Source organism: Micromonospora sp. NPDC049523 (genome assembly GCF_040676775.1).
GTDB lineage: Bacteria > Actinomycetota > Actinomycetes > Mycobacteriales > Micromonosporaceae > Micromonospora_G.
Genome location: NZ_JBFAPP010000035.1, coordinates 1 through 20,147, shown reverse-complemented (window position 1 = coordinate 20,147; position 20,147 = coordinate 1). Strand labels below are relative to the sequence as shown.

At 70.7% G+C, this 20,147-nt stretch carries 17 protein-coding genes; 9 read left to right on the top strand and 8 right to left on the bottom strand.

Annotation, left to right across the window (positions count from 1 at the left end):
- Nucleotides 1-66 precede the first annotated feature (66 nt).
- From lpdA to AB0J90_RS33350, 3 genes are all read left to right on the top strand, one after another.
- Nucleotides 67-1,455: a dihydrolipoyl dehydrogenase gene (lpdA, locus tag AB0J90_RS33360; protein WP_363602874.1), complete on the top strand. Its 1,389-nt coding sequence runs from the start codon at nt 67-69 to the stop codon at nt 1,453-1,455.
- Between the two features lie 72 nt (nt 1,456-1,527).
- Complete coding sequence (gene sucB / locus AB0J90_RS33355; protein ID WP_363602872.1) at nt 1,528-3,351, top strand: 2-oxoglutarate dehydrogenase, E2 component, dihydrolipoamide succinyltransferase; 1,824 nt, start codon at nt 1,528-1,530, stop codon at nt 3,349-3,351.
- A 135-nt stretch (nt 3,352-3,486) separates the two neighbouring features.
- Nucleotides 3,487-4,386 (top strand): TIGR01777 family oxidoreductase, encoded by a 900-nt coding sequence (locus AB0J90_RS33350; protein ID WP_363602870.1) that lies wholly within the window; start codon nt 3,487-3,489, stop codon nt 4,384-4,386.
- 68 nt (nt 4,387-4,454) lie between these two features.
- Here AB0J90_RS33350 and AB0J90_RS33345 read toward each other — a convergent pair whose 3' ends face one another.
- The 3 genes from AB0J90_RS33345 to AB0J90_RS33335 all read right to left on the bottom strand — a co-directional run bounded on the left by AB0J90_RS33345 (nt 4,455) and on the right by AB0J90_RS33335 (nt 7,525).
- Complete coding sequence (locus AB0J90_RS33345) at nt 4,455-5,912, bottom strand: PHB depolymerase family esterase (protein WP_363602868.1); 1,458 nt, start codon at nt 5,910-5,912, stop codon at nt 4,455-4,457.
- 198 nt (nt 5,913-6,110) lie between these two features.
- Nucleotides 6,111-6,503, bottom strand: a complete 393-nt coding sequence (locus AB0J90_RS33340) for an SCO5389 family protein (RefSeq protein WP_363602866.1) — start codon at nt 6,501-6,503, stop codon at nt 6,111-6,113.
- Nucleotides 6,504-6,550: 47 nt separating this feature from the next.
- Nucleotides 6,551-7,525, bottom strand: a complete 975-nt coding sequence (locus tag AB0J90_RS33335) for an ATP-binding protein (RefSeq protein ID WP_363602864.1) — start codon at nt 7,523-7,525, stop codon at nt 6,551-6,553.
- Nucleotides 7,526-7,750: 225 nt separating this feature from the next.
- On the opposite strand from AB0J90_RS33335, the gene AB0J90_RS33330 reads away from it, so the two are divergent.
- The gene (locus AB0J90_RS33330; protein ID WP_363602939.1) at nt 7,751-9,496 is read left to right on the top strand and encodes a DUF2079 domain-containing protein; all 1,746 of its coding nucleotides are present in this window, start codon (nt 7,751-7,753) and stop codon (nt 9,494-9,496) included.
- Nucleotides 9,497-9,552: 56 nt separating this feature from the next.
- On the opposite strand, the gene AB0J90_RS33325 is transcribed toward AB0J90_RS33330, so the two are convergent.
- On the bottom strand, nt 9,553-9,840 hold the full coding sequence (locus AB0J90_RS33325; RefSeq protein WP_363602862.1) for a hypothetical protein: 288 nt from the start codon (nt 9,838-9,840) through the stop codon (nt 9,553-9,555).
- Nucleotides 9,841-10,265: 425 nt separating this feature from the next.
- Here AB0J90_RS33325 and lipB point away from each other — a divergent pair, with 425 nt between their 5' ends.
- Nucleotides 10,266-10,904: a lipoyl(octanoyl) transferase LipB gene (gene lipB, locus AB0J90_RS33320; RefSeq protein WP_363602860.1), complete on the top strand. Its 639-nt coding sequence runs from the start codon at nt 10,266-10,268 to the stop codon at nt 10,902-10,904.
- A gap of 71 nt (nt 10,905-10,975) precedes the next feature.
- On the opposite strand, the gene aspS is transcribed toward lipB, so the two are convergent.
- Nucleotides 10,976-12,301, bottom strand: a complete 1,326-nt coding sequence (gene aspS, locus AB0J90_RS33315; RefSeq protein WP_363602858.1) for an aspartate--tRNA(Asn) ligase — start codon at nt 12,299-12,301, stop codon at nt 10,976-10,978.
- A gap of 372 nt (nt 12,302-12,673) precedes the next feature.
- On the opposite strand from aspS, the gene lipA reads away from it, so the two are divergent.
- The 3 genes from lipA (at nt 12,674) to AB0J90_RS33300 (ending at nt 16,311) form a co-directional block, all read left to right on the top strand.
- A complete protein-coding gene (lipA, locus tag AB0J90_RS33310) occupies nt 12,674-13,768 on the top strand; it encodes a lipoyl synthase (RefSeq protein WP_363602856.1) in 1,095 nt (364 codons plus the stop codon).
- Between the two features lie 222 nt (nt 13,769-13,990).
- Nucleotides 13,991-15,520: an NAD(P)/FAD-dependent oxidoreductase gene (locus AB0J90_RS33305; protein ID WP_363602854.1), complete on the top strand. Its 1,530-nt coding sequence runs from the start codon at nt 13,991-13,993 to the stop codon at nt 15,518-15,520.
- Nucleotides 15,521-15,621: 101 nt separating this feature from the next.
- On the top strand, nt 15,622-16,311 hold the full coding sequence (locus AB0J90_RS33300; protein ID WP_326556626.1) for a DUF4191 domain-containing protein: 690 nt from the start codon (nt 15,622-15,624) through the stop codon (nt 16,309-16,311).
- 80 nt (nt 16,312-16,391) lie between these two features.
- Here AB0J90_RS33300 and AB0J90_RS33295 read toward each other — a convergent pair whose 3' ends face one another.
- The 3 genes from AB0J90_RS33295 to AB0J90_RS33285 all read right to left on the bottom strand — a co-directional run bounded on the left by AB0J90_RS33295 (nt 16,392) and on the right by AB0J90_RS33285 (nt 18,380).
- Nucleotides 16,392-17,297, bottom strand: coding sequence for a DJ-1/PfpI family protein (locus tag AB0J90_RS33295; RefSeq protein ID WP_363602852.1), 906 nt, complete (start codon nt 17,295-17,297; stop codon nt 16,392-16,394).
- Between the two features lie 7 nt (nt 17,298-17,304).
- The gene (locus tag AB0J90_RS33290; protein ID WP_363602850.1) at nt 17,305-17,910 is read right to left on the bottom strand and encodes an isochorismatase family protein; all 606 of its coding nucleotides are present in this window, start codon (nt 17,908-17,910) and stop codon (nt 17,305-17,307) included.
- 68 nt (nt 17,911-17,978) lie between these two features.
- Nucleotides 17,979-18,380, bottom strand: coding sequence for an RDD family protein (locus tag AB0J90_RS33285; protein ID WP_363602848.1), 402 nt, complete (start codon nt 18,378-18,380; stop codon nt 17,979-17,981).
- 298 nt (nt 18,381-18,678) lie between these two features.
- Between AB0J90_RS33285 and glnA the strand changes: the two genes are divergently transcribed.
- Nucleotides 18,679-20,103, top strand: a complete 1,425-nt coding sequence (gene glnA, locus AB0J90_RS33280) for a type I glutamate--ammonia ligase (RefSeq protein WP_363602846.1) — start codon at nt 18,679-18,681, stop codon at nt 20,101-20,103.
- Nucleotides 20,104-20,147 lie beyond the last annotated feature (44 nt).

Below are 20,147 nucleotides of genomic sequence, written 5' to 3'. Positions count from 1 at the left end.
TGAGGACGAAATGCCCGTTTCCATTGGCATGGCCCTCGTGGCAGCGACGCGACCTGGGAGTTAACTGTGAGCGAGCCGAACGGCGAAACCTTCGATGTTGTCATTCTCGGCGGTGGCAGCGGGGGGTACGCGGCGGCGCTGCGCGCCGCGCAGCTTGACCTGTCGGTCGCGCTGATCGAAAAGGGCAAGCTCGGTGGGACCTGCCTGCACAACGGGTGCATCCCCACGAAGGCGCTGCTGCACGCGGCGGAGATCGCCGACCAGACCCGCGAGTCCGAGCAGTTCGGCATCAAGGCCGAGCTGATCGGGATCGACATGTCCGGGGTGAACTCGTACAAGGACGGGGTCATCTCCCGCCTCTACAAGGGCCTGCAGGGCCTGATCAAGAGCGCGAAGATCACCGTCGTGGAGGGTCACGGCAAGCTGGTCGGCCCGGACACCGTCGAGGTGGAGGGTCGCCGCTACACCGGACGCAACATCATCCTGGCCAGCGGCTCGTACGCCCGCAGCCTGCCCGGCCTGGAGATCGACGGCGAGCGGGTGATCACCAGTGACCACGCCCTGGTGCTCGACCGGGTGCCGAGTTCGGCGATCGTGCTGGGCGGCGGCGTCATCGGCGTCGAGTTCGCCAGCGTGTGGCGCTCGTTCGGGGTGGACGTGACGATCATCGAGGCGCTGCCCCGACTGGTCGCCGCCGAGGACGAGGAGTCCTCGAAGGCCCTCGAGCGCGCCTTCCGCAAGCGTGGCATCAACTTCAAGACCGGCAAGCGGTTCGAGAAGGTCGAGCGGACCGAGACCGGCGTCAAGGCGACCATCGAGGGCGGCGAGACCTTCGAGGCCGAGCTGCTGCTGGTCGCCGTCGGCCGCGGCCCGACCACCGCCAACCTCGGTTACGAGGAGCAGGGCATCAAGGTCGACCGAGGCTTCGTGCTGACCGACGAGCGGCTGCGTACCGGCGTGGCGAACATCTTCGCCGTCGGTGACATCGTGCCCGGCCTGCAACTCGCCCACCGCGGTTTCCAGCAGGGCATCTTCGTCGCGGAGGAGATCGCCGGGCTGAACCCCGCCGTGATCGACGAGAACGGCATCCCGAGGGTCACCTACTCCGACCCCGAGCTTGCCTCCGTCGGGCTCACCGAGGCGAAGGCCAAGGAGAAGTACGGCGCCGACAAGGTGTCGACGTACAACTACAACCTCGGCGGCAACGGCAAGAGCCAGATCCTCAAGACGGCCGGCTTCGTCAAGCTGGTACGGGTCTCCGACGGGCCGGTGGTCGGCGTACACATGGTCGGCGCCCGGGTCGGCGAGTTGGTCGGCGAGGCTCAGTTGATCTTCAACTGGGAGGCCTACCCGGCCGACGTGGCGCAGCTCGTACACGCCCACCCGACCCAGACCGAGGCCCTCGGCGAGGCGTTCCTCGCCCTGGCCGGCAAGCCGTTGCACGCGCACGCCTGACAGCACAGATCTTCCGCGACACCCGGCGGCAACCGGGTGACCATCGCAAAGGCCACGAAGGAGTCTTGAGAGATGCCGGTATCGGTCACCATGCCCCGGCTCGGCGAGAGCGTCACCGAGGGCACCGTCACGCGCTGGCTGAAGCAGGAGGGCGACCGGGTCGAGGTCGACGAGCCGCTGCTCGAGGTCTCGACCGACAAGGTCGACACCGAGATCCCCTCCCCCGCGGCTGGCGTGCTGAGCCGGATCGTGGTGAGCGAGGACGAGACCGCCGAGGTCGGTAGCGAACTCGCCGTCATCTCCGGTGAGGGCGAGTCGGCCGGCGACAGCGCCCCGGCCCCCGAGGCCGCCCCGCCCGCACAGCAGGCACCCGCCGAGGACGAGCCGGTTGCGGAGGAGCCGCAGGCGGCCGCCCCCGCACCGGAGCCGGCCGCGGCCGAGCCCGCCCCGGCGGCGACCGCCCCGGCCACCGGCGGCGGCACCGTGCTCAAGATGCCCGCCCTCGGCGAGAGCGTCACCGAGGGCACGGTCACCCGCTGGCTCAAGGCCGTCGGCGACACCGTCGAGGCCGACGAGCCGCTGCTCGAGGTCTCCACCGACAAGGTGGACACCGAGATCCCGTCGCCGGCCGCCGGCACGCTGCTGGAGATCAAGGTCGCCGAGGACGAAACCGCCGCGGTCGGTGCCGACCTCGCCGTGATCGGTGCCGCAGGTGCCGCACCGGCCGCTACCCCGGCCCCGGAGCCGACCCCGGCGCCCGCCAAGGCCGAACCGGCCCCGGCGCCCAAGGCCGAGCAGGCCCCGGCGGCCCAGCCCGACCCGGTCTCCGGTGCGTCGTACGCCGCGCCGGTCGCCGAGGCCGAGCAGTCCACCAAGCCGGTGCAGACCGAGCAGGCGGCCCAGCCGGCCGCGGCAGCCCGGCCGGCGGCCGCTCCGGTGGCGCAGACCAACGGCGAGGACGTCGCCGGTTACGTCACCCCGCTGGTCCGCCGGCTCGCCAGTGACCAGGGCGTCGACCTGTCGACGGTCACCGGCACCGGCGTGGGCGGCAGGATCCGCAAGCAGGACGTGCTGGAGGCGGCGGAGAAGGCCCGTGCCGCCGCGGCCCGCCCGGCACCGGCCGCTGCCGCTCCGGCGGCTGCCAAGCCGGCCGCCGCGAAGGCCGAGCCGAGCCCGCTGCGGGGCCGGACCGAGAAGCTCACCCGGACCCGGGTCACCATCGCCCGGCGGATGTTCGAGTCGCTGCAGAGTTCGGCGCAGCTCACCACCGTGGTCGAGGTGGACGTCACCAAGATCGCCCGGTTGCGTCAGCAGGCCAAGAACGACTTCGTGGCCAAGCACGGCGTCAAGCTCTCCTTCCTCCCCTTCTTCGCGCTCGCCGCGGTGGAGGCGCTGAAGACGTACCCGGTGGTGAACGCGTCGATCGACCTGGACGCGGGCACCATCACGTACCCGGCGGGCGAGAACCTGGGCATCGCGGTCGACACCGAGAAGGGCCTGCTCGTACCGGTGATCAAGGAGGCCGGTGACCTCAACCTCGCCGGTCTGGCCCGGCGGATCGCGGACGTCGCCGAGCGGACCCGGTCCAACAAGATCAGCCCGGACGAGATCTCCGGCGCGACCTTCACGATCACCAACACCGGCAGCCGCGGGGCGCTCTTCGACACCCCGATCGTGCCGGCACCGCAGGCGGCCATCCTGGGCACCGGCGCGGTGGTCAAGCGGGCCGTCGTGGTCAACGACCCGGATCTCGGCGAGGTGATCGCGCCGCGGTCGATGGTCTACCTGGCGCTCTCCTACGACCACCGGCTGGTCGACGGCGCCGACGCGGCCCGTTTCCTCACCGCGGTGAAGGAGCGGCTGGAGGCCGGCAACTTCGAGGCCGAACTGGCCTGACCGGCACCACACAGCACGGTCCTCGGGGACCGCGGGGCATCCGCCCCGCGGTCCCCGACCCGTTCACCGGGCGGCGGGCGGCCGTTCGCGGGCGGCCCGCCGTGCGGCGATCGGCGGCTCTGCCAGGATGGACGCATGCGGATCCTTGCCGCCGGTGCGTCCGGCTTCCTCGGCAGTCGGCTGATCGAACGGCTGCGGGCCGGCGGCCACGAGGTTGTCCAACTCGTACGCCATCCGCCTCGGAACCCCGGCCAGGTGCAGTGGAATCCGGCGGCGGGACAGCTCGACCCGACGGCACTCGCCGGCACCGGGGCGGTGGTCAACCTGGCCGGCGCCGGGGTCGGCGACCAGCGGTGGACCGAGCGGTACCGCGAACTGATTCGCACGAGCCGGGTGGACACCACCCGCACACTGGCCGAGGCGATCGCCGCCCTGCCCCCGGCCGACCGGCCGGCGGTGCTGCTGAACGGCTCGGCGATCGGCTGGTACGGCGACACCGGCGACCGGCCGGTCACCGAGGAGACCCCGGCCGGTGACGGCTTCCTCGCCGACATGTGCCGGGTCTGGGAGGCGGCGACCGGGCCGGCGGAGAATGCCGGCGTACGGGTGGTCCGGCTGCGTACCGGCTACGCCCTGCACCGGGACGCCGGTTTCCTCAAGCCGCAGCTCCTGCCGTTCCGGCTCGGCATCGGCGGCCCGCTGGCCGGTGGCCGGCAGTGGATGCCGTGGATCGCGCTGGCCGACTGGCTGGCCGCGGTGGAGTTCCTGCTGGACCGTGACGACATCGCCGGAGCGGTCAACGTGGTGAGTCCGGAGCCGGTCACCAACCACGAGTTCACCCGCGAACTGGGTGCCGCGCTGCACCGGCCGGCGGTGCTGCCGATTCCCGGCTTCGCCCTGCGGATCCTGCTGGGCGGGCTCGCGGTCGAGGCGTTGACCAGTTCCCGGGTGGTGCCGGGGGTGCTGCCCCGAGCCGGCTTCACGTACCGGCATCCGGACCTGCCCGGCGCCCTGCACGCCGCCCTCACCGACTGACGCCGACGCGCAGGGCCTCCGGTTACCGAAGAACCGGTAACCGGAGGCCCTGCGCGATCAGCGGGGGTTCAGCAGCCGATGACCCAGTAGTTGGGGCCGGTCTGCTTCAGCGTCGAGGTGTAGAAGGTGTTGTAGAGGCCCATCCGTTGGGCGGAGCCGTTGGCGTACGCGTACCCGCCGGACTGGTAGGCGCGACCGGCCTGCACGTGCGCGTAGTTGGTGGCGGTGACGCAGACCGGGGGCGTGGTGCCACCGGTGGTGGTCGCGGAGACCGTGGCGGAACGGGCGCTCTCGGTGCCGGCGGAGTTCACCGCGCTGACCGCGTACGAGTAGGTGGTTCCGGCGGTCAGACCGGAGTCGGTGTAGGCGGCGCTGCCCACGGCGGTCGTGGTCACCCGGCTGCCGTTGCGGTAGACGTGGTAGCCGCTCGCCCCGCTCGCCGCACCCCAGCTCAGCGACACCGCGCTGGCGGTGGTGCCGGTGACGGCGAGGCCGGTGGGGGTGGCCGGGGCGCCCGGCTCACCCGGGTTGCCCGGACCGGTGGAGCCGCCGTCGAGGCCGAAGAAGAGCGCGTCCCGGTACGCCGAGCAGATGGTGTCCAGGAAGTACGCCGCGGCGGTGCCGCACTGGTCGGCGCCGCTGCCCGGGTCGACCGGGGTGCCGTGACCCATGCTCGCCACCTGGTAGAGCCGTACCGCGTCGTTGCCGTACACCTCGAGGGTGGTGTTGGCCGGCAGCGTCGAGGTGCTGGTCGGGGTCTGCGAGACGCCCGCCACGTTGGTGAACTGGTCGCGCAGTTCGGTGCCGTTGGCCGGCACCACTACCGCGTCGGAGCGACCGTGCCAGATCGACACCCGGGGGCGCGGGCCGGTGTAGCCGGAGTAGCCGGCGCGGACCAGGTCGCCCCACTGCTGCGGGGTCTTGCTCACGGTCGAGTACATGCAGGTGTACGCGTTGGTCTGCGAGGTGGCGCAGCGGTACGGCAGCCCGGCGACCACCGAGCCGGCGGCGAAGACGTCGGGGTAGGTGGCGAGCATCGCCGCGGTCATCGCACCACCGGCGGACAGGCCGGTGACGTAGACGCGGGCGGGGTTGGTCCCGTAGTTGGCCACCGAGTAGTCGACCATCTGCTTGATCGAGGCCGGTTCACCCTGGCCCCGGGTGGTGTCGCCGGTGAGGAACCAGTTGAAGCAGGCGTTGGCGGCGTTGGACGCGCTGGTCTGCGGGAAGATGACGGCGAACTTCCACTGGTCGGCGAACTTCTTCCAACCGGAGTTGGTGTAGTAGCCGTTCGCGTCCTGGGTGCAGCCGTGCAGCGCGACCACCAGGGGCGCGTTCGACGGCAGGCCGTCGGGGCGGTAGGCGTACATGCTGAGGTTGCCGGGGTTGCTGCCGAAGCCGGTGACCTGGGTGAGGCTGGCGGCCTGGGCGGGCGCGGCTCCGGTGAGGACCGCCGCGGCGATGAGCACGGGTACGGCGGCGGCGCGGACGATCCGGGTGAGTAACGCTGATGGGCGGCGGCGCACGGCGTCTCCTGACGATGAATTGTGAACTGAGTCACCCCCGAGTTGCCGGAACGTTACGTCCGCATGACGGCGCCATGACATGGTTGGCAGTCACATATTCGCCTATGCCGGCATGTGCCCCTCCCGCTCCGCCGCAGGTGTCCCGGGTCGGGTGGGGCCCCTCGCGGACGACGACGAGGGGCCCCTGCGCACACCGTCTCAGCAGTCGCGTAGCTCCGGGGACTGGTTGCGTACCTGGGCGAGCGGGGAGATGAACCGCCGGTAGGTGTCGCCGCCGACGGCGCCGAGCTTGAACGCGGCCACCCGGTGGCAGTTCTGGAACGCGAGCTTCACTCCGAAGTGGCGCTCCAGCCCACCCCGGATGGCGTCGCTGGCCAGGGCGCGCAGCAGTTGCCCGCGCTCGGCCTCGCTCGGCGGCGGCACCGCGTGGTCGGCGAACTCGAGCGCCGGGTCCGCCGACCGGGCGGCCACGTCCGAGACCACGGTCCAGGCGTACGGCAGTGAGGTCCGGACACAGTCGACGAACTCGGCGTCGTCGACCTGACCGGCCTCGGCCCGCTCCAGCAGCGCCGCGGAAACGTCGAGGGACATGCTTTCTCCTTCTGTCATGGGGCTTGTCGGTTGTGCGATTGGAGTCGTCATCCGGCCCGACCGGCGAGGTCCACCGCGGTCGGGCCGAGTACGAAGTCCGGGTCGACCTGGCCGGCGAGGTCTTCGCCGACCCGGTCGTTGGCCCAGGCGGTCGCGTTGCGCAGGTGGAATTCGACCGCCTGCCGGGTGTAGGTGGCCCAGTCCTTGCCGCCCGCGTCGACGGTGGCGCGCATCAGGTCGAGCGCTTCGCGGTTGGTCGGCTCCAGGGCCGAGATCGGCATCGTCGTGCCCCGTTCGGCGGCCTTGACGTACGTCGACCGACCGATCCAGGTGAGCAGGTCGGCGCCGACGTGTTCGCGGAGGAACTCGACGTCGGACTCGTCGTCCACCTTGTTGCCGACCACGTGCACCCGTACGCCGTACTCGCGGGCGTAGCCGACGTACTGGCGGTAGACGCCGATGCTGCGCAGGGTCGGTTCGCAGACCAGGAAGGTGGTGTCGAAGCGGGTGAACAGGCCGGAGGCGAACGAGTCGGCGCCCGCGGTCATGTCCACCAGCACGTACTCGCCGGGGCCGTCGACCAGGTGGTTGAGCAGCAGTTCCACCGCGCCGACCTTGGAGTGGTAGCAGGCCACGCCGAGGTCCTCGGTGCTGAACGGGCCGGTGACCGCGAGCCGGATGCCGCCCACCTCGCGGACCAGGGTGTCGTAGAGCGGGTTGGCCCCGGTGACCGGGAGCAGCCGGGAGCCCCGGCCGGGCGGGGTGGTCTTGACCATTGCCGCCGCCGAGGTGATGCGTGGGTTGTCGCCGCGCAGGTACTCCTTGATCTCGCCGAGGTGGTCGCCGAGCGCGGGCTGCGTGAGCGCCTCGTGTTCGGTCGCGCCGAGCGCGGCGGCGAGATGTTGGTTGATGTCGGCGTCGATGGCCAGCAGCGGGGTCGACGCGTCGGCGAGGTGGCGGGCGAACAGCGCGGCCAGCGTGGTCTTGCCACTGCCACCCTTGCCGACAAAAGAAATCTTCACGGTACGGACCTTTCCGAGCACGGCACCAGCTATCAATTGAATTGATAGTCATTTTCAGTAAGCCAGTCAAGGCTAGGCGCAACGCGGGCGTGTCGGACGAAAATTGGTAACGTCCGCCCCGTGCCGATCTCCTCGCCCCTGGTCGCCGGGCCGACACCGACCGGTTCCGAACCGCCGCCACCACCCGTACGACCGACCGGGGCAACCCACGACAGGCGGGTTGACCTGCTCGCCCTCGTCGCGGCAGTGGCGCTCGCGGTCTGGGTGACCAGTGGCCTGTGGGGCGACCCGAACGGCCGGGCGATCACCGTCAACTCCAGCGACCAGGCCCTCTTCGAATGGCTGCTCGCCTACGGCGCGCACGCGTTCACTCACGGCGCCGACCCGTTGTTCACGTCGCTGCTCAACGCCCCCGACGGGGTCAACCTCGCGGTCAACACCTCGATCACCGTGTACGCCGTGGTCTTCGCCCCGCTGACGTACCTGATCGGGCCACCGGCGACCTTCCTGGTCGTACTCACGCTCAACCTGGCCGCGACCGCGCTCGCCTGGTACTGGCTGCTCTCCCGGCACCTGGTCCGGTACCGCCCGGCAGCCCTGCTCGGTGGGCTCTTCGTCGGCTTCGCGCCCGGCATGGTGTCGCACGCCAACGCCCACCTGAACTGGACCGCCGGCTGGCTGGTCCCACTGCTGCTGTGGCGGGTGCTGAACCTGCACTCACCGGGGCGCTGGGTACGCAACGGTGTCGTACTCGGGGTGCTGGTCGCGGTGACCTTCTCGATCGCCGCCGAGGGGCTGTTCTTCACCGCCCTGGCCTGCGCGGTGTGGCTCGGCACCTGGTCACTGGACCGCAGCCGCCGGGCACAGGCACGCGCCGCCCTGCCGACCTTCCTACGCGGGCTCGCGGTTGCCGGCGCGGTGGCGTTCGCGCTGCTGTCGTACCCGTTATGGTTGCACTTCCTCGGCCCGCAGCGTTACCACGGCACCGGCTTCGACCCCCGCATCCATGCCGAGGACATCCTCGCCTTCGGCGCCTTCCCGGCCCGCTCGCTGGCCGGCGTGGCCGGCCTCGACTCGTCGCTCGCGCCGAACCCGACCGAGGAGAACTCGTTCTTCGGGCTGCCGCTGCTGATCCTCGCGGTGCTCTGCTTCGTCCTGCTCTGGCGGCACGCCGAACCCGGACGACGGGCCACCCTGCGCGCCCTCGCGGTCACCGCCGCGGTCTTCGCCGTCCTGTCCTGGGGACCCAGGATCAAAGTCGACGGCCACATCCTCGACTTCCCGCTGCCGTACGCGCTGCTCGGCAAGCTGCCCGTGTTCAACGCCGCGCTGCCGTCCCGGCTCGCCCTGGTGGTGGCACCCGTACTCGGCCTGCTGCTCGCGTACGCGGTGGAGCAGCTGGCAAAGGCGCGGCTGGACCGGCGGGCCCGGATCGGCTGGACGGTCGGCTTCGCGGTCGCCCTGCTGCCGCTGGTGCCGGTGAGCCTGCTGACGATCGAACGGGAACCGATACCGAGGTTCATCACCTCCGGCGACTGGCGCGAGTACGTCAGCGCCGACGGCGTACTGGCGCCGCTGCCGTTCACCCTCGACGTGACCCCGGACGGGCAGCGCTGGCAGGCGTACGCGCTCGCCCACCGGCAGGGCGAGTTCGCCATCCCGTCCGGCTTCTTCCTCGGCCCCGGCGGCCCGGACGGGCGGGGCCGGATCGGCCCGGTCCCCCGGTTCACCGACGCCCTGTTCGCCGAGGTGGCACAGACCGGCATCGTGCCCCCGATCAGCGACGCCGACCGGGCCGCCGCCCGCGCCGACCTGCGCCACTGGCGGGTCGAGGTGGTGGTGCTCGCCGACCGCGTACACGGCGCCAAGTACCCCGTCCACGTCGACGCCCTCCGCGAAACCGCCACCGCCCTCCTAGGCCCACCCCAACGCGCAGACGACGTCTACCTCTGGCCCCTCCCCCAACCGTGACCCCCGCCGTGATCCGGAAGAGTTCGGCTCGCCATAGCCGGCCGAAGTCTTCGGGATCACGGAGGGATCGGGCAGTTCGGGCCGCAGGGGCGGGGGTGGCGGGGCCAGCCGTGGTGGCGGAGTACCTGTCCCACCTGGTGGGCGGTGGCACAGGGCGTTCGGGTGGCGTCCGTCCAGCCGTAGCGCAGGGTGGTTTCGCCGGCTGCTGCGGCGGCGTTGTCGCGATGGGTGTCGCGCCAGCGCCGGTCGGGCGGATGTGCGGCCCGGCCGTCGAGTTCCACGCGGGTGCGCCAGGCGTCGTAGGCGACGTCGTCGTACCACCGGCCGCCGCGGCGGGGCCGCAAGTACGGCACCCCGTCCGGCCCGCAACACCGCAGCCCAGAGCAGCTCCTCCCGAGGCGGGGTACCGGTGAACGTGGCGAGGACCCGCCCGAACAGGAACCGCCACCGCCCGCCCCGTACCCGCGCTTCCACCTGCGCCTTGCTCAGCCCACACGCGTACGCCTGTGCCCGTGTTAGCACCCCGTGCTGCCGAGCAACCAACTCATCGAACACCCGAGAAACCCTGTCCCCCCGTCCCCTCTCCCGCCACCCCTCCCCCTCCCCCTGTGGACGACACGCCACCCCATCCACAGCCCGGCCCTCCCGTGATCACGAAGAGTTCGGCCGGCTATAACGAGCCGAACTCTTCATGATCATGGAAACCAGCCGGGTCGCGGTGAGCATGGTCACCGGGGGTTTCGGCGCTGGGCGGGACTACGCTGGGGGCGTGACCAGCACTATTTCGGGCCTGCGGGCCGTCCATGTCGGCGAGATCGATTATCTGGCCGCGTGGGAGGAACAGCGTCGCCTGCACGCGGCGGTGGTCGCCGGTGAGCAGCCGGACACGGTCCTGCTGCTGGAGCACCCGAGCGTCTACACCGCGGGCAAGCGCACCGAGCCGGCCGACCGGCCGATCGACGGCACCCCGGTGATCGACGTCGACCGGGGCGGGAAGCTGACCTGGCACGGGCCGGGGCAGCTCGTCGGCTACCCGATCGTGAAGCTGCCGGACCCGGTGGACGTGGTCGCGTACGTGCGGCGTACCGAGGACATGCTGATGGAGGTCTGCGCCGAGGTCGGCCTGGCCACGGTACGGATCGACGGGCGCAGCGGGGTCTGGGTGGCGCAGGACGAGCGCGGTCCGGCCCGCAAGGTCGCAGCGCTCGGCATCCGGGTCGCCCGGGGCGTGACGCTGCACGGGTTCTCCATCAACTGCGACTGTGACCTGGGCGCTTTCGACCAGATCGTGCCTTGCGGCATCCGCGACGCGGGTGTCACCTCGCTCACCGCCGAACTCGGCCGCCGGGTCACCGTGGCCGAGGTGCTCCCCCTGGTCGAGCGCCGCCTGCCGACCCTGCTCGGCTAGTTTCCGTTCACCGCGTCGAGAAGTGCCCCGGGTAGCCACACACACCCGGGGCACTTCCGTTCGACGGACGGCTACGGCGTCAGGCGGTGCAGGTCACGCGGGAAGGCGGTGACCTCACGCACGTTGGCGGCACCGGTCAGCCGGGAAACGAACCGTTCCAGCCCGATCGCGAAGCCTCCGTGCGGCGGCATGCCGTGCCGGAACGCCGCCACGTACGTCGCGACCGGTTCGACCGGCTCACCCCGCGCGGCGAGCGCCGCCAGGTAGTCGGCGTGCCGGTGCAGGCGCTGACCGCCGGTGACCAGTTCGACCCCACGGAAGAGCAGGTCGAACCCGTTCGAGTACGCCGGTTCCACGGCACCCGTACACGCCGGCCGGTGCTCGGGACTGCCCGGTTGCGCCGGGTGGGTGTAGAACGGGCGCTTCGCCATCGGGTAGCCGGTGACGAAGAGGAAGTCGGAGCCGTGCTCGGCGCGGGCCCACTCCCCCAGTACCCGTTCGTGGGCGGGGGCGAGGTCGGGTTCGTCCGGCTCGGCTCCGGCGATCCGCAGTGCCTCGGTGAAGTGCACCGACGGGATCTCGACCGGCACCGACGGCAGTTCGACCCCGAGGGTGGCCAGCGCACCCCCGGCCCGTACGGCAACCGAGTCGAGCATGCCGGCGAGCACCTCGCGCAGCATCATCATCACGTCCCGGTGGTCGGTGACGAAACCGAACTCGACGTCGAGTGAGGTGTACTGGGCCAGGTGACGGGCGGTGTCGTGCGGTTCGGCCCGGAACACCGGCCCGACCTCGTACACCCGCTCGAAGACGCCGACCATCATCTGCTTGTAGAACTGCGGCGACTGCGCCAGGTACGCGGGCCGCCCGAAGTAGTCGAGTGCGAAGACGTTCGCCCCGCTCTCGGTCGCACCGGCGACCAGTTTCGGGGTGTGCACCTCGACGAACTCGCGAGCGTCGAGGGTGGCCCGGAAGCCGGCCACCGCCGCGGCGGAGATCCGCAACGGTGCCGACCGGGTCGGGTGGCGCAGCGCCACCGACGCGTGGTCCAGCTGGGTCGGCAGGGTCGCGGCCAGGGCCGGCCGGTACAGGTCGAACGGTGGCGGTACGGCGGGTTCGCCGAGCAGGCGTACCGAAGGCTTCACCAGCTCGACCCCGGCGGGCGCGGCCGGGTTCGCGGCCACCTCGCCGGTGACCTCGAGCACGGTCTCCTCGGGCAGTTCGGCCAGCCGGGCCCGTAGCTCCGGGTCGGTGACCACGACCTGGGCCAGCCCACCGGCGTCGCGCACGATCAGGAACGCCACCGATTTGAGCAGGCGGCGGCGGTGCAGCCAGCCGGTGACGGTCACGGATTCGCCGACGTGGGTGGGAAGGGAGGTGGAAAGGACGCGTCGCATGTGGTGTTACCTCCTCGTCAATCGCAACGCGATCCCCAGGGAGGTGTGGGCGAGCGGGAACCTCGCGGTGCCACCACACCTTCGCCGTCGGGCGGCGAACCGCCGACGACCTCTTTCGTCGCCCGTGACGTGGGCCGGTCGGCGGGCTCTACTGGATGTCGCGACCCAGGTCCCGACATCGTTCTTCCCGCAGCTCAGGAGGGTCTTCACGGCCCGGGCGGGCATCACCTTCGCAGCTACCGGTGACTCTCTCGTGCCCTGCTGGTCGTACCGTTACTCGGCTCCGTCGTCGCCGTTGCGGGAGACCCTAACAGGCGCCCGCCGGAGCCGGGAGCGGGTTTCTCCGGCGGTGGGTGAGTGCGATCACAACCAATGGGTAGTGAGCCCCGTCGCCTACGCCGCCACCGACCACCTGCTACGCGTAGGCTCGGATTCGTGACCATCGAGCAATCCGGAACGCCGACTGCCGCGCCGCAGCCGGCCGGCAACGTCGCCACCGCTTCGGGCCCTCGGACCACCGGACCCGCCGCACCAGAGGGACGTCGCCTGCTCCGCGTCGAGGCGCGCAACGCGGCGACTCCGATCGAGCGGAAGCCGCCGTGGATCAAGGTCAAGGCGAAGATGGGCCCGGAGTACACCCAGCTTCGCAGCCTGGTCTCCCGCGAGGGGCTGCACACGGTCTGTCAGGAGGCCGGCTGCCCCAACATCTACGAGTGTTGGGAAGACCGCGAGGCCACCTTCCTGATCGGCGGTGACCAGTGCACCCGCCGCTGCGACTTCTGCCAGATCGACACCGGCAAGCCGGCCGAGTTCGACGCCGACGAGCCGCGCCGGGTCGGTGAGTCGGTCGCCACCATGGGGCTGCGCTACGCGACGGTGACCGGGGTGGCCCGCGACGACCTGCCCGACGGCGGCGCCTGGCTCTACGCCGAGACGGTCCGCCAGATCCACGCCCTCCAGGGCGGTTGCGGCGTCGAGCTGCTGATCCCGGACTTCAACGGCGACCCGCAGCAGCTCGCCGAGGTGTTCGGCTCCCGGCCGGAGGTCCTCGCCCACAACGTGGAGACCGTGCCGCGGATCTTCAAGCGGATCCGGCCCGGCTTCCGCTACGAGCGCTCGCTGGACGTCATCACCCAGGCCCGTGCGGCCGGTCTGGTGACCAAGTCCAACCTGATCCTCGGGCTGGGCGAGCAGCGCGAGGAGATCTCGCAGGCGCTGCGCGACCTGCACGCCGCCGGCTGCGAGCTGATCACCATCACGCAGTACCTGCGCCCGACCCCGCGCCACCACCCGGTGGAGCGTTGGGTGAAGCCGGAGGAGTTCGTCGAGCTGGCCGCCGAGGCGGAGCAGATCGGTTTCGCCGGGGTGATGAGCGGGCCGCTGGTGCGCTCGTCGTACCGGGCGGGTCGGCTCTACCAGCAGGCGCTCGACGCCCGGCAGGGCAGCGTCGCCGCGCTCGCCGGCTGACCCTCTTTCCGTACGCCGCACCGGGGTGCGTGTTACGCCTGAACGGGCGTTGCGCGCACCCCGGTCGCGTTTGTTCATCACGACGCAGCACGGCTGAAACCCGTCACACGTGTTAGATTCCGGCCGTCCAGCCTCAGCCCAGCGGGCCCGTGGCGGCCGCGCACGCATTGACGAGCATCGGTCTGTTTCGGCACCGGGGTTGCCGTCAACGCGTCGAAGGTGATGAATAGCATCATGGCGACCACGCCCCATACCGTAATCATCGGAGCCGGCCCGGCCGGATTGACCGCAGCCTATGCGCTGACCAAGCGGAACGCCTCGGTGCAGGTCTTCGAGGCCGACGACGTGGTCGGCGGGATCAGCCGCACGGTGGAGCGGGACGGCTGGCGCTTCGACATCGGCGGGCACCGGTTCTTCACCAAGGTCTCCCAGGTCGAGGCATTGTGGCACGAGATCCTGCCGGACGAGGACTTCCTGCTGCGGCCCCGGATGAGCCGCATCTACTACGACGGCAAGCTGTTCGACTACCCGCTCAAGGCCGGCAACGCACTACGCAACCTGGGGGTGTTCGAGGCGGTCCGGTGCGTCGGCTCGTACGCGTGGGCGCGGATCAACCCGCCGAAGGACCAGAGCCACTTCGAGGGTTGGACGTCGGCCCGGTTCGGCACCCGGCTCTACACCAAGTTCTTCAAGACGTACACCGAGAAGCTGTGGGGGATGCCCGCCACCGAGTTGCAGGCGGCCTGGGCGGCCCAGCGGATCAAGAACCTCTCCCTCTCCAGCGCGGTGATCAACGCGGTGCTGCCCAAGCGCAACCAGAAGGACATCACCAGCCTGATCGAGGAGTTCCAGTACCCGAAGTTCGGCCCCGGCATGATGTGGGAGCGGGCCGCCGAGCACGTGACCAAGGCCGGCGGCACGGTCACGATGCAGTCGTGGGCGACCGCCGTACACCGGGCCGAGGGTCGGGCGGTCGGGGTGACCGTGACCGACGCCGACGGGGCGAAGCGGTACGACGCCGACCACGTCGTGTCGACCATGCCGCTGTCCCAGCTCGTGCAGATCATGGAGCCGCCGGCACCGCCGGAGGTCCTCGCCGCCGCCGACGCGCTGCGCTACCGCGACTTCCTCACCATCGCCCTGGTGGTCCCGGCCGAGGCCGGCTTCCCGGACAACTGGATCTACGTGCACACCCCCGGCGTACGGGTCGGCCGGATCCAGAACTTCGGCTCCTGGTCGCCGTACCTGGTCCGGGACGGTTTCACCTGCCTGGGGCTGGAGTATTTCGTCTTCGAGGGCGACGACCTGTGGGAGCAGGCCGACTCCGATCTGGTCGCGCTCGGCACCGAGGAGTTGGAGCGGCTGGGCCTGGTCACGCCGGGCGCGGTCAGCGCCGGGTACGTGGTCCGGATGCCGAAGGCGTACCCGGTCTACGACGAGGGCTACGAGGACGCGATCAACACGATCCGGGCCTGGTTGGCCGAGGCGGCGCCGAACGTGCACCCGGTCGGCCGCAACGGCATGCACCGGTACAACAACCAGGACCACTCGATGCTCACCGCGATGCTGACCGCGGAGAACATCCTCGACGGCACCACCCACGACGTGTGGCAGGTCAACGTCGAGGAGGAGTACCACGAGGAGAAGGACTCCGGCTCGGGCTCGGGTTCCGGGAACCACGGCACCGGACGGTCGGCGCCGGTGCTGCCGAAGCAGTCGAGCGGTTCGCGTACCGGCGAGCGGACCCGGTAGCCCCCGGGCGATCGCGGGGCGGTGGGCGATCGCGGGGCGGTGGCGGCGGGAGCGGTGGCCGCGGGTGAACAGGACCCGCGCCGCCCACTACACTTTCACGCATGGCAAAACCCCAGGAGAAGGTGTCGTTCGGCCAGCGGCTGAAGCAGATCGGCATGGTGTTCTCGTTCACCGCGAAACAGGACAAGTGGTTTGTCCCGCTCGCGGCCGGCGCCGTACTGATCCCGCTCGCCCTGACCGTGGTCGCGTTTTTGTTCTGGGGCTGGATCTGGATCCCGATCGGCATCCTGCTGACCGTGCTCGCCGTGCTGATCGTGCTGAACCTGCGCTCCAACCGGGCGATGATGAACGCCGCCGAGGGGCAGCCGGGCGCCGCGCCACAGATCCTGGAGAGCATGCGGGGCGACTGGCGGGTGACCCCGGCGGTCAGCTCGACCACCCAGATGGACATGGTGCACCTGGTGCTCTGCCGGGCCGGCGTGGTGCTGCTGGCCGAGGGGAACCCGCAGCGGGTGCGCGGGCTGCTCGGTCAGGAGAAGCGGCGGCTGGCGAAGGTGATCGGCAACGCCCCGCTCTACGACTACACGCTCGGTCAGGCCGAGGGTGAGCTGCCGATCCGCAAGCTGCGGATGACGCTGATGCGGCTGCCGCGCAACCTGAGCGGCAAGGACGTGAACGCCCTCGACCGGCGACTCAAGGCGCTCACCGCCCGGCCGCAGATGCCCAAGGGCGCGATCCCGAAGAACATGCGCCCGGCGAAGGGCGCGTTCCGCCAGACCCGGGGTCGCTGACCCCGCGTACCCGGCCGGGCTCAGGGGCGGGCGCGGCGTACCGGCCGGGCTCAGGGGCGGGCGCGGCGTACCGGCCGGGCTCAGGGGCGGGCGCGCAGGCGGCGGAGCATCCGGGCGTCGGCGAACCCGACCGTACGGGCCGCCGACTCCACGGTCGCACCGTGCCCGATCAGGTGCTCGGCCCGCTCCAGCCGGAGTAGTTGCTGATAGCGCAGCGGGGTCAGCCCGGTCGCCCGGACGAACAGCCGGGTCAGGGTCCGTTCGCTGACCCCGGCTCCGGTGGCAAGTTCGGCCAGCGGCAGCGTCTCGCCGTACCGGGTGTCGATCTGGTCCTGGGCCCGGTGGACCGCATCGCTGAGGTGGGCCCGGTGCCGCAGCATGGCGCTGGCCTGCTGTTCGTTGCCGTTGCGTCGGGCGTAGACCACCATCGAACGGGCGATCCGCCCGGCGGCGCCGGGGCCATGCCTGGTGGCGACCAGGTGCAACGCCAGGTCGATGCCGCTGGCGATGCCGGCCGAGGTGACCACCCGGCCGTCGACCACGTAGAGCACGTCACGGACCACGGTCGCCCTCGGGTAGCGCCGGGCGAGTTCGTCCTGCACCTCATGGTGGGTGGTGCAGCGCCGCCCGTCGAGCAGCCCGGCCCGGCCGAGCGCGTCCGCACCGGCACAGACGCTGGCCACGGTGCCGCCGGCCGCGTGGTGGTCGGCCAGCCAGCGCAGCGTGCCGGGCATGAGCTGCCCGTTGCGGTCGATCGTCGGCGCCCGCCATCCGGGTACGACGATCAGGTCCTCCGGTCCGAGTCGCGGCGGCTCGACAACGGTCCGTACCGGCAGACCCTGTGCGGTCGGTACGTCTTCCTGCTCGCCGAGATAGTGCAGCCGGTAGTCGTACCCGAGGGTCGCCGCGGTCGAGAAGACCTGGGCGGGCCCGGCCAGGTCCAGCAGGTGCACCTGGGGTACGAGCAGGAAGACGACCTGGGTCACGATCCGGTCAGCCGACCGGTACGACCGGGACCGCGCCGGTCAACTCGGCCACGGTACGGATGGTGGCGAACCGCCCGGCCAGCGCGTACTCGGTGCGGTCGAGGATGTCGGCGGTGCCGAGCGTGGTCGGGTCGGCCAGGATCTCCTCCACCGACCGCCCGGCCGGGGCGTCGCGGTGCTGGATCGGGAAGGTGGCGGTGGCGTCGATCACGAAGGTGACGTCGAAGCCGAGGTCGTTGGCGACCCGGGCGGTGGTCTCGCAGCACTGCTCGGTCTGGATGCCGCAGACGACCAGTTCCCGGATGCCCCTGGTGGTGAGGAGTTGTTGCAGGTTCGTGGTGGTGAACGCGTTGCGGGAGGTCTTGGTCAGCACCGGCTCGCCGGACTCGGGCCGGAGCGGTTCGACCAGCCGTACGTGACCGTTCGCGGGGTCGAAGACGTCGCCGGTGCCGGGCTCGCTGTGCAGCACCCAGACGACCAGGTCGCCGTCGGCACGGGCGGTGTCGACCAGCCGGGAGACCCGGTCGACGATGTCGGGGTTGGAACTGGCCCGCCAGATCGGCCGCTGCCGGAACGACTCCTGGACGTCGATGACAAGAAGTGCTTTATCCATGGCTCGATCCTGACCCGGTGCGGCCAGCGTCAGAAGACACAATCACGCCCGGTTGCGGACGGATCTGGTCAACCGGCCGGGGTGGCGGTGGCCGGCGGGGCCGGGACGATCACCGAGCCGACCGCCCGATCGTGCCAGCCGCGCCGACGCCCGTCCATGATCAGCACGGGGATCACCAGCGACACCAGGACGCCGCGGAGCAGTCCGCGGATCACCCCGATCCGGCCGCCGTCGGCGTACGCGACGCAGCGCAGGCGGGTGACGAACATGCCCGGCGTCTGGGCGAACAGGCCGACGAAAAAGCCGTACACGCCGATCAGTACGAGGACCGGGGGCCAGCCGTCGCGTACCGGGTCGCCGATGAAGTTGGCCACCAGCAGGCAGAGCACCCAGTCGATGATCAGCGCACCGAACCGGCGAGCGAGGCTCGGCGGCACGAAGGCCGGGTCCGTTGCCGGACTGAGTGCCATGCTTCCATCCTGAATCGCCACGGAGAGTCAGGGTATCGGGCACCGTACGGCAGCCCGGCACCGGCCGGCCCCCGACCGGTTCCGACCGGTCCGGGGCCGCGACACGGAGTTCGCGCACTGCCGTCCGCGGCTTCGGCGGGGTATCGTCCGAGCGGGGGACCCGACCACGGCCATCCAGTGGGGATCACGCTCCGCAAATGACGTAACACGGCAGAAACATAAGAGACATGCTCGGGCAACCGCATGGTCATAGCGTCCCCACCAGCCTAGCCACCCCGTGGACGTGCCAGGAGGATGTGTGTTCGCCAATCCCGAGGAACTCCTGCGATACCTCAAGAACGAGGACGTAAAGTTCGTCGATGTACGTTTCTGTGACCTGCCGGGCGTGATGCAGCACTTCAACCTGCCGGTCGAGTCGTTCGACGACAGTGTCTTCACCGACGGTCTCGCCTTCGACGGATCGTCGATCCGTGGTTTCCAGGCGATCCACGAGTCGGACATGCTGCTGCTCCCCGACGTCGCCACCGCCTTCATCGACCCGTTCCGGATCGAGAAGACCCTGGCGCTCAACTTCTTCATCCACGACCCGTTCACCCGCGAGGCGTACTCCCGGGACCCGCGCAACGTGGCGAAGAAGGCCGAGGCCTACCTCGCCGCGAGCGGCATCGCCGACACCGCCTACTTCGGCGCCGAGGCGGAGTTCTACATCTTCGACTCGATCCGCCACGAGACCTCGGCGAACCAGGCCTTCTACTACATCGACTCGATCGAGGGCGCCTGGAACACCGGCCGTGAGGAAGAGGGCGGCAACCGCGGTTACAAGACCGCGTACAAGGGCGGTTACTTCCCGGTCCCGCCGGTCGACCACTACGCCGACCTGCGCGACCAGATCGTCCGCCGGCTGATCGACACCGGCTTCACCGTGGAGCGCTCGCACCACGAGGTCGGCACCGCCGGCCAGGCCGAGATCAACTACAAGTTCTCGACCCTGCTGCACGCCGGTGACCAGCTCCAGCTCTTCAAGTACATCGTCAAGAACCAGGCCTGGGCCGCCGGCAAGACCGCGACCTTCATGCCCAAGCCGCTGTTCGGCGACAACGGCTCCGGCATGCACACCCACCAGAGCCTCTGGCTCGGTGGCGAGCCGCTGTTCTACGACGAGACCGGTTACGCCGGCCTGTCCGACACCGCCCGCTGGTACATCGGCGGTCTGCTGCACCACGCCCCGTCGCTGCTCGCCTTCACCAACCCGACGGTCAACTCCTACCGCCGGCTGGTGCCGGGCTACGAGGCCCCGGTCAACCTGGTCTACTCCCAGCGCAACCGCTCCGCCTGCACCCGTATCCCGGTGACCGGCAGCAACCCGAAGGCCAAGCGGGTCGAGTTCCGGGTGCCGGACCCGTCCGCCAACGTCTACCTGGCCTTCTCCGCCATGATGATGGCCGGCCTCGACGGCATCAAGAGCAAGATCGAACCGCCGACGCCGATCGACAAGGACCTCTACGACCTCCCGCCGGAGGAGTGGGGCTCGGTCAAGCAGGTCCCCGGTTCGCTGGCCGAGGTACTCGACTCCCTCGAAGCCGACCACGACTACCTCCTCGAAGGCGGCGTCTTCACCCCCGACCTCGTCTCCACCTGGGTCGACTACAAGCGCACCAACGAGATCGACCCGGTCCGCCTGCGCCCCACCCCGCACGAGTTCGCCATGTACTACGACTGCTGAACGCGCAACACCTACGGCGAGCCGCCGACGCCCGGAGGGCGTCG

Bases quoted from the DNA above. Each gene is read 5' to 3' on its own strand.
- aspS (WP_363602858.1), bottom strand. From the start codon at position 12,301: ATGCGACGCGTCCTTTCCACCTCCCTTCCCACCCACGTCGGCGAATCC.
- AB0J90_RS33290 (WP_363602850.1), bottom strand. From the start codon at position 17,910: ATGGATAAAGCACTTCTTGTCATCGACGTCCAGGAGTCGTTCCGGCAG.
- lipA (WP_363602856.1), top strand. From the start codon at position 12,674: ATGGGTAGTGAGCCCCGTCGCCTACGCCGCCACCGACCACCTGCTACG.
- AB0J90_RS33300 (WP_326556626.1), top strand. From the start codon at position 15,622: ATGGCAAAACCCCAGGAGAAGGTGTCGTTCGGCCAGCGGCTGAAGCAG.
- AB0J90_RS33340 (WP_363602866.1), bottom strand. From the start codon at position 6,503: ATGTCCCTCGACGTTTCCGCGGCGCTGCTGGAGCGGGCCGAGGCCGGT.
- AB0J90_RS33305 (WP_363602854.1), top strand. From the start codon at position 13,991: ATGAATAGCATCATGGCGACCACGCCCCATACCGTAATCATCGGAGCC.
- sucB (WP_363602872.1), top strand. From the start codon at position 1,528: ATGCCGGTATCGGTCACCATGCCCCGGCTCGGCGAGAGCGTCACCGAG.
- AB0J90_RS33350 (WP_363602870.1), top strand. From the start codon at position 3,487: ATGCGGATCCTTGCCGCCGGTGCGTCCGGCTTCCTCGGCAGTCGGCTG.
- AB0J90_RS33285 (WP_363602848.1), bottom strand. From the start codon at position 18,380: ATGGCACTCAGTCCGGCAACGGACCCGGCCTTCGTGCCGCCGAGCCTC.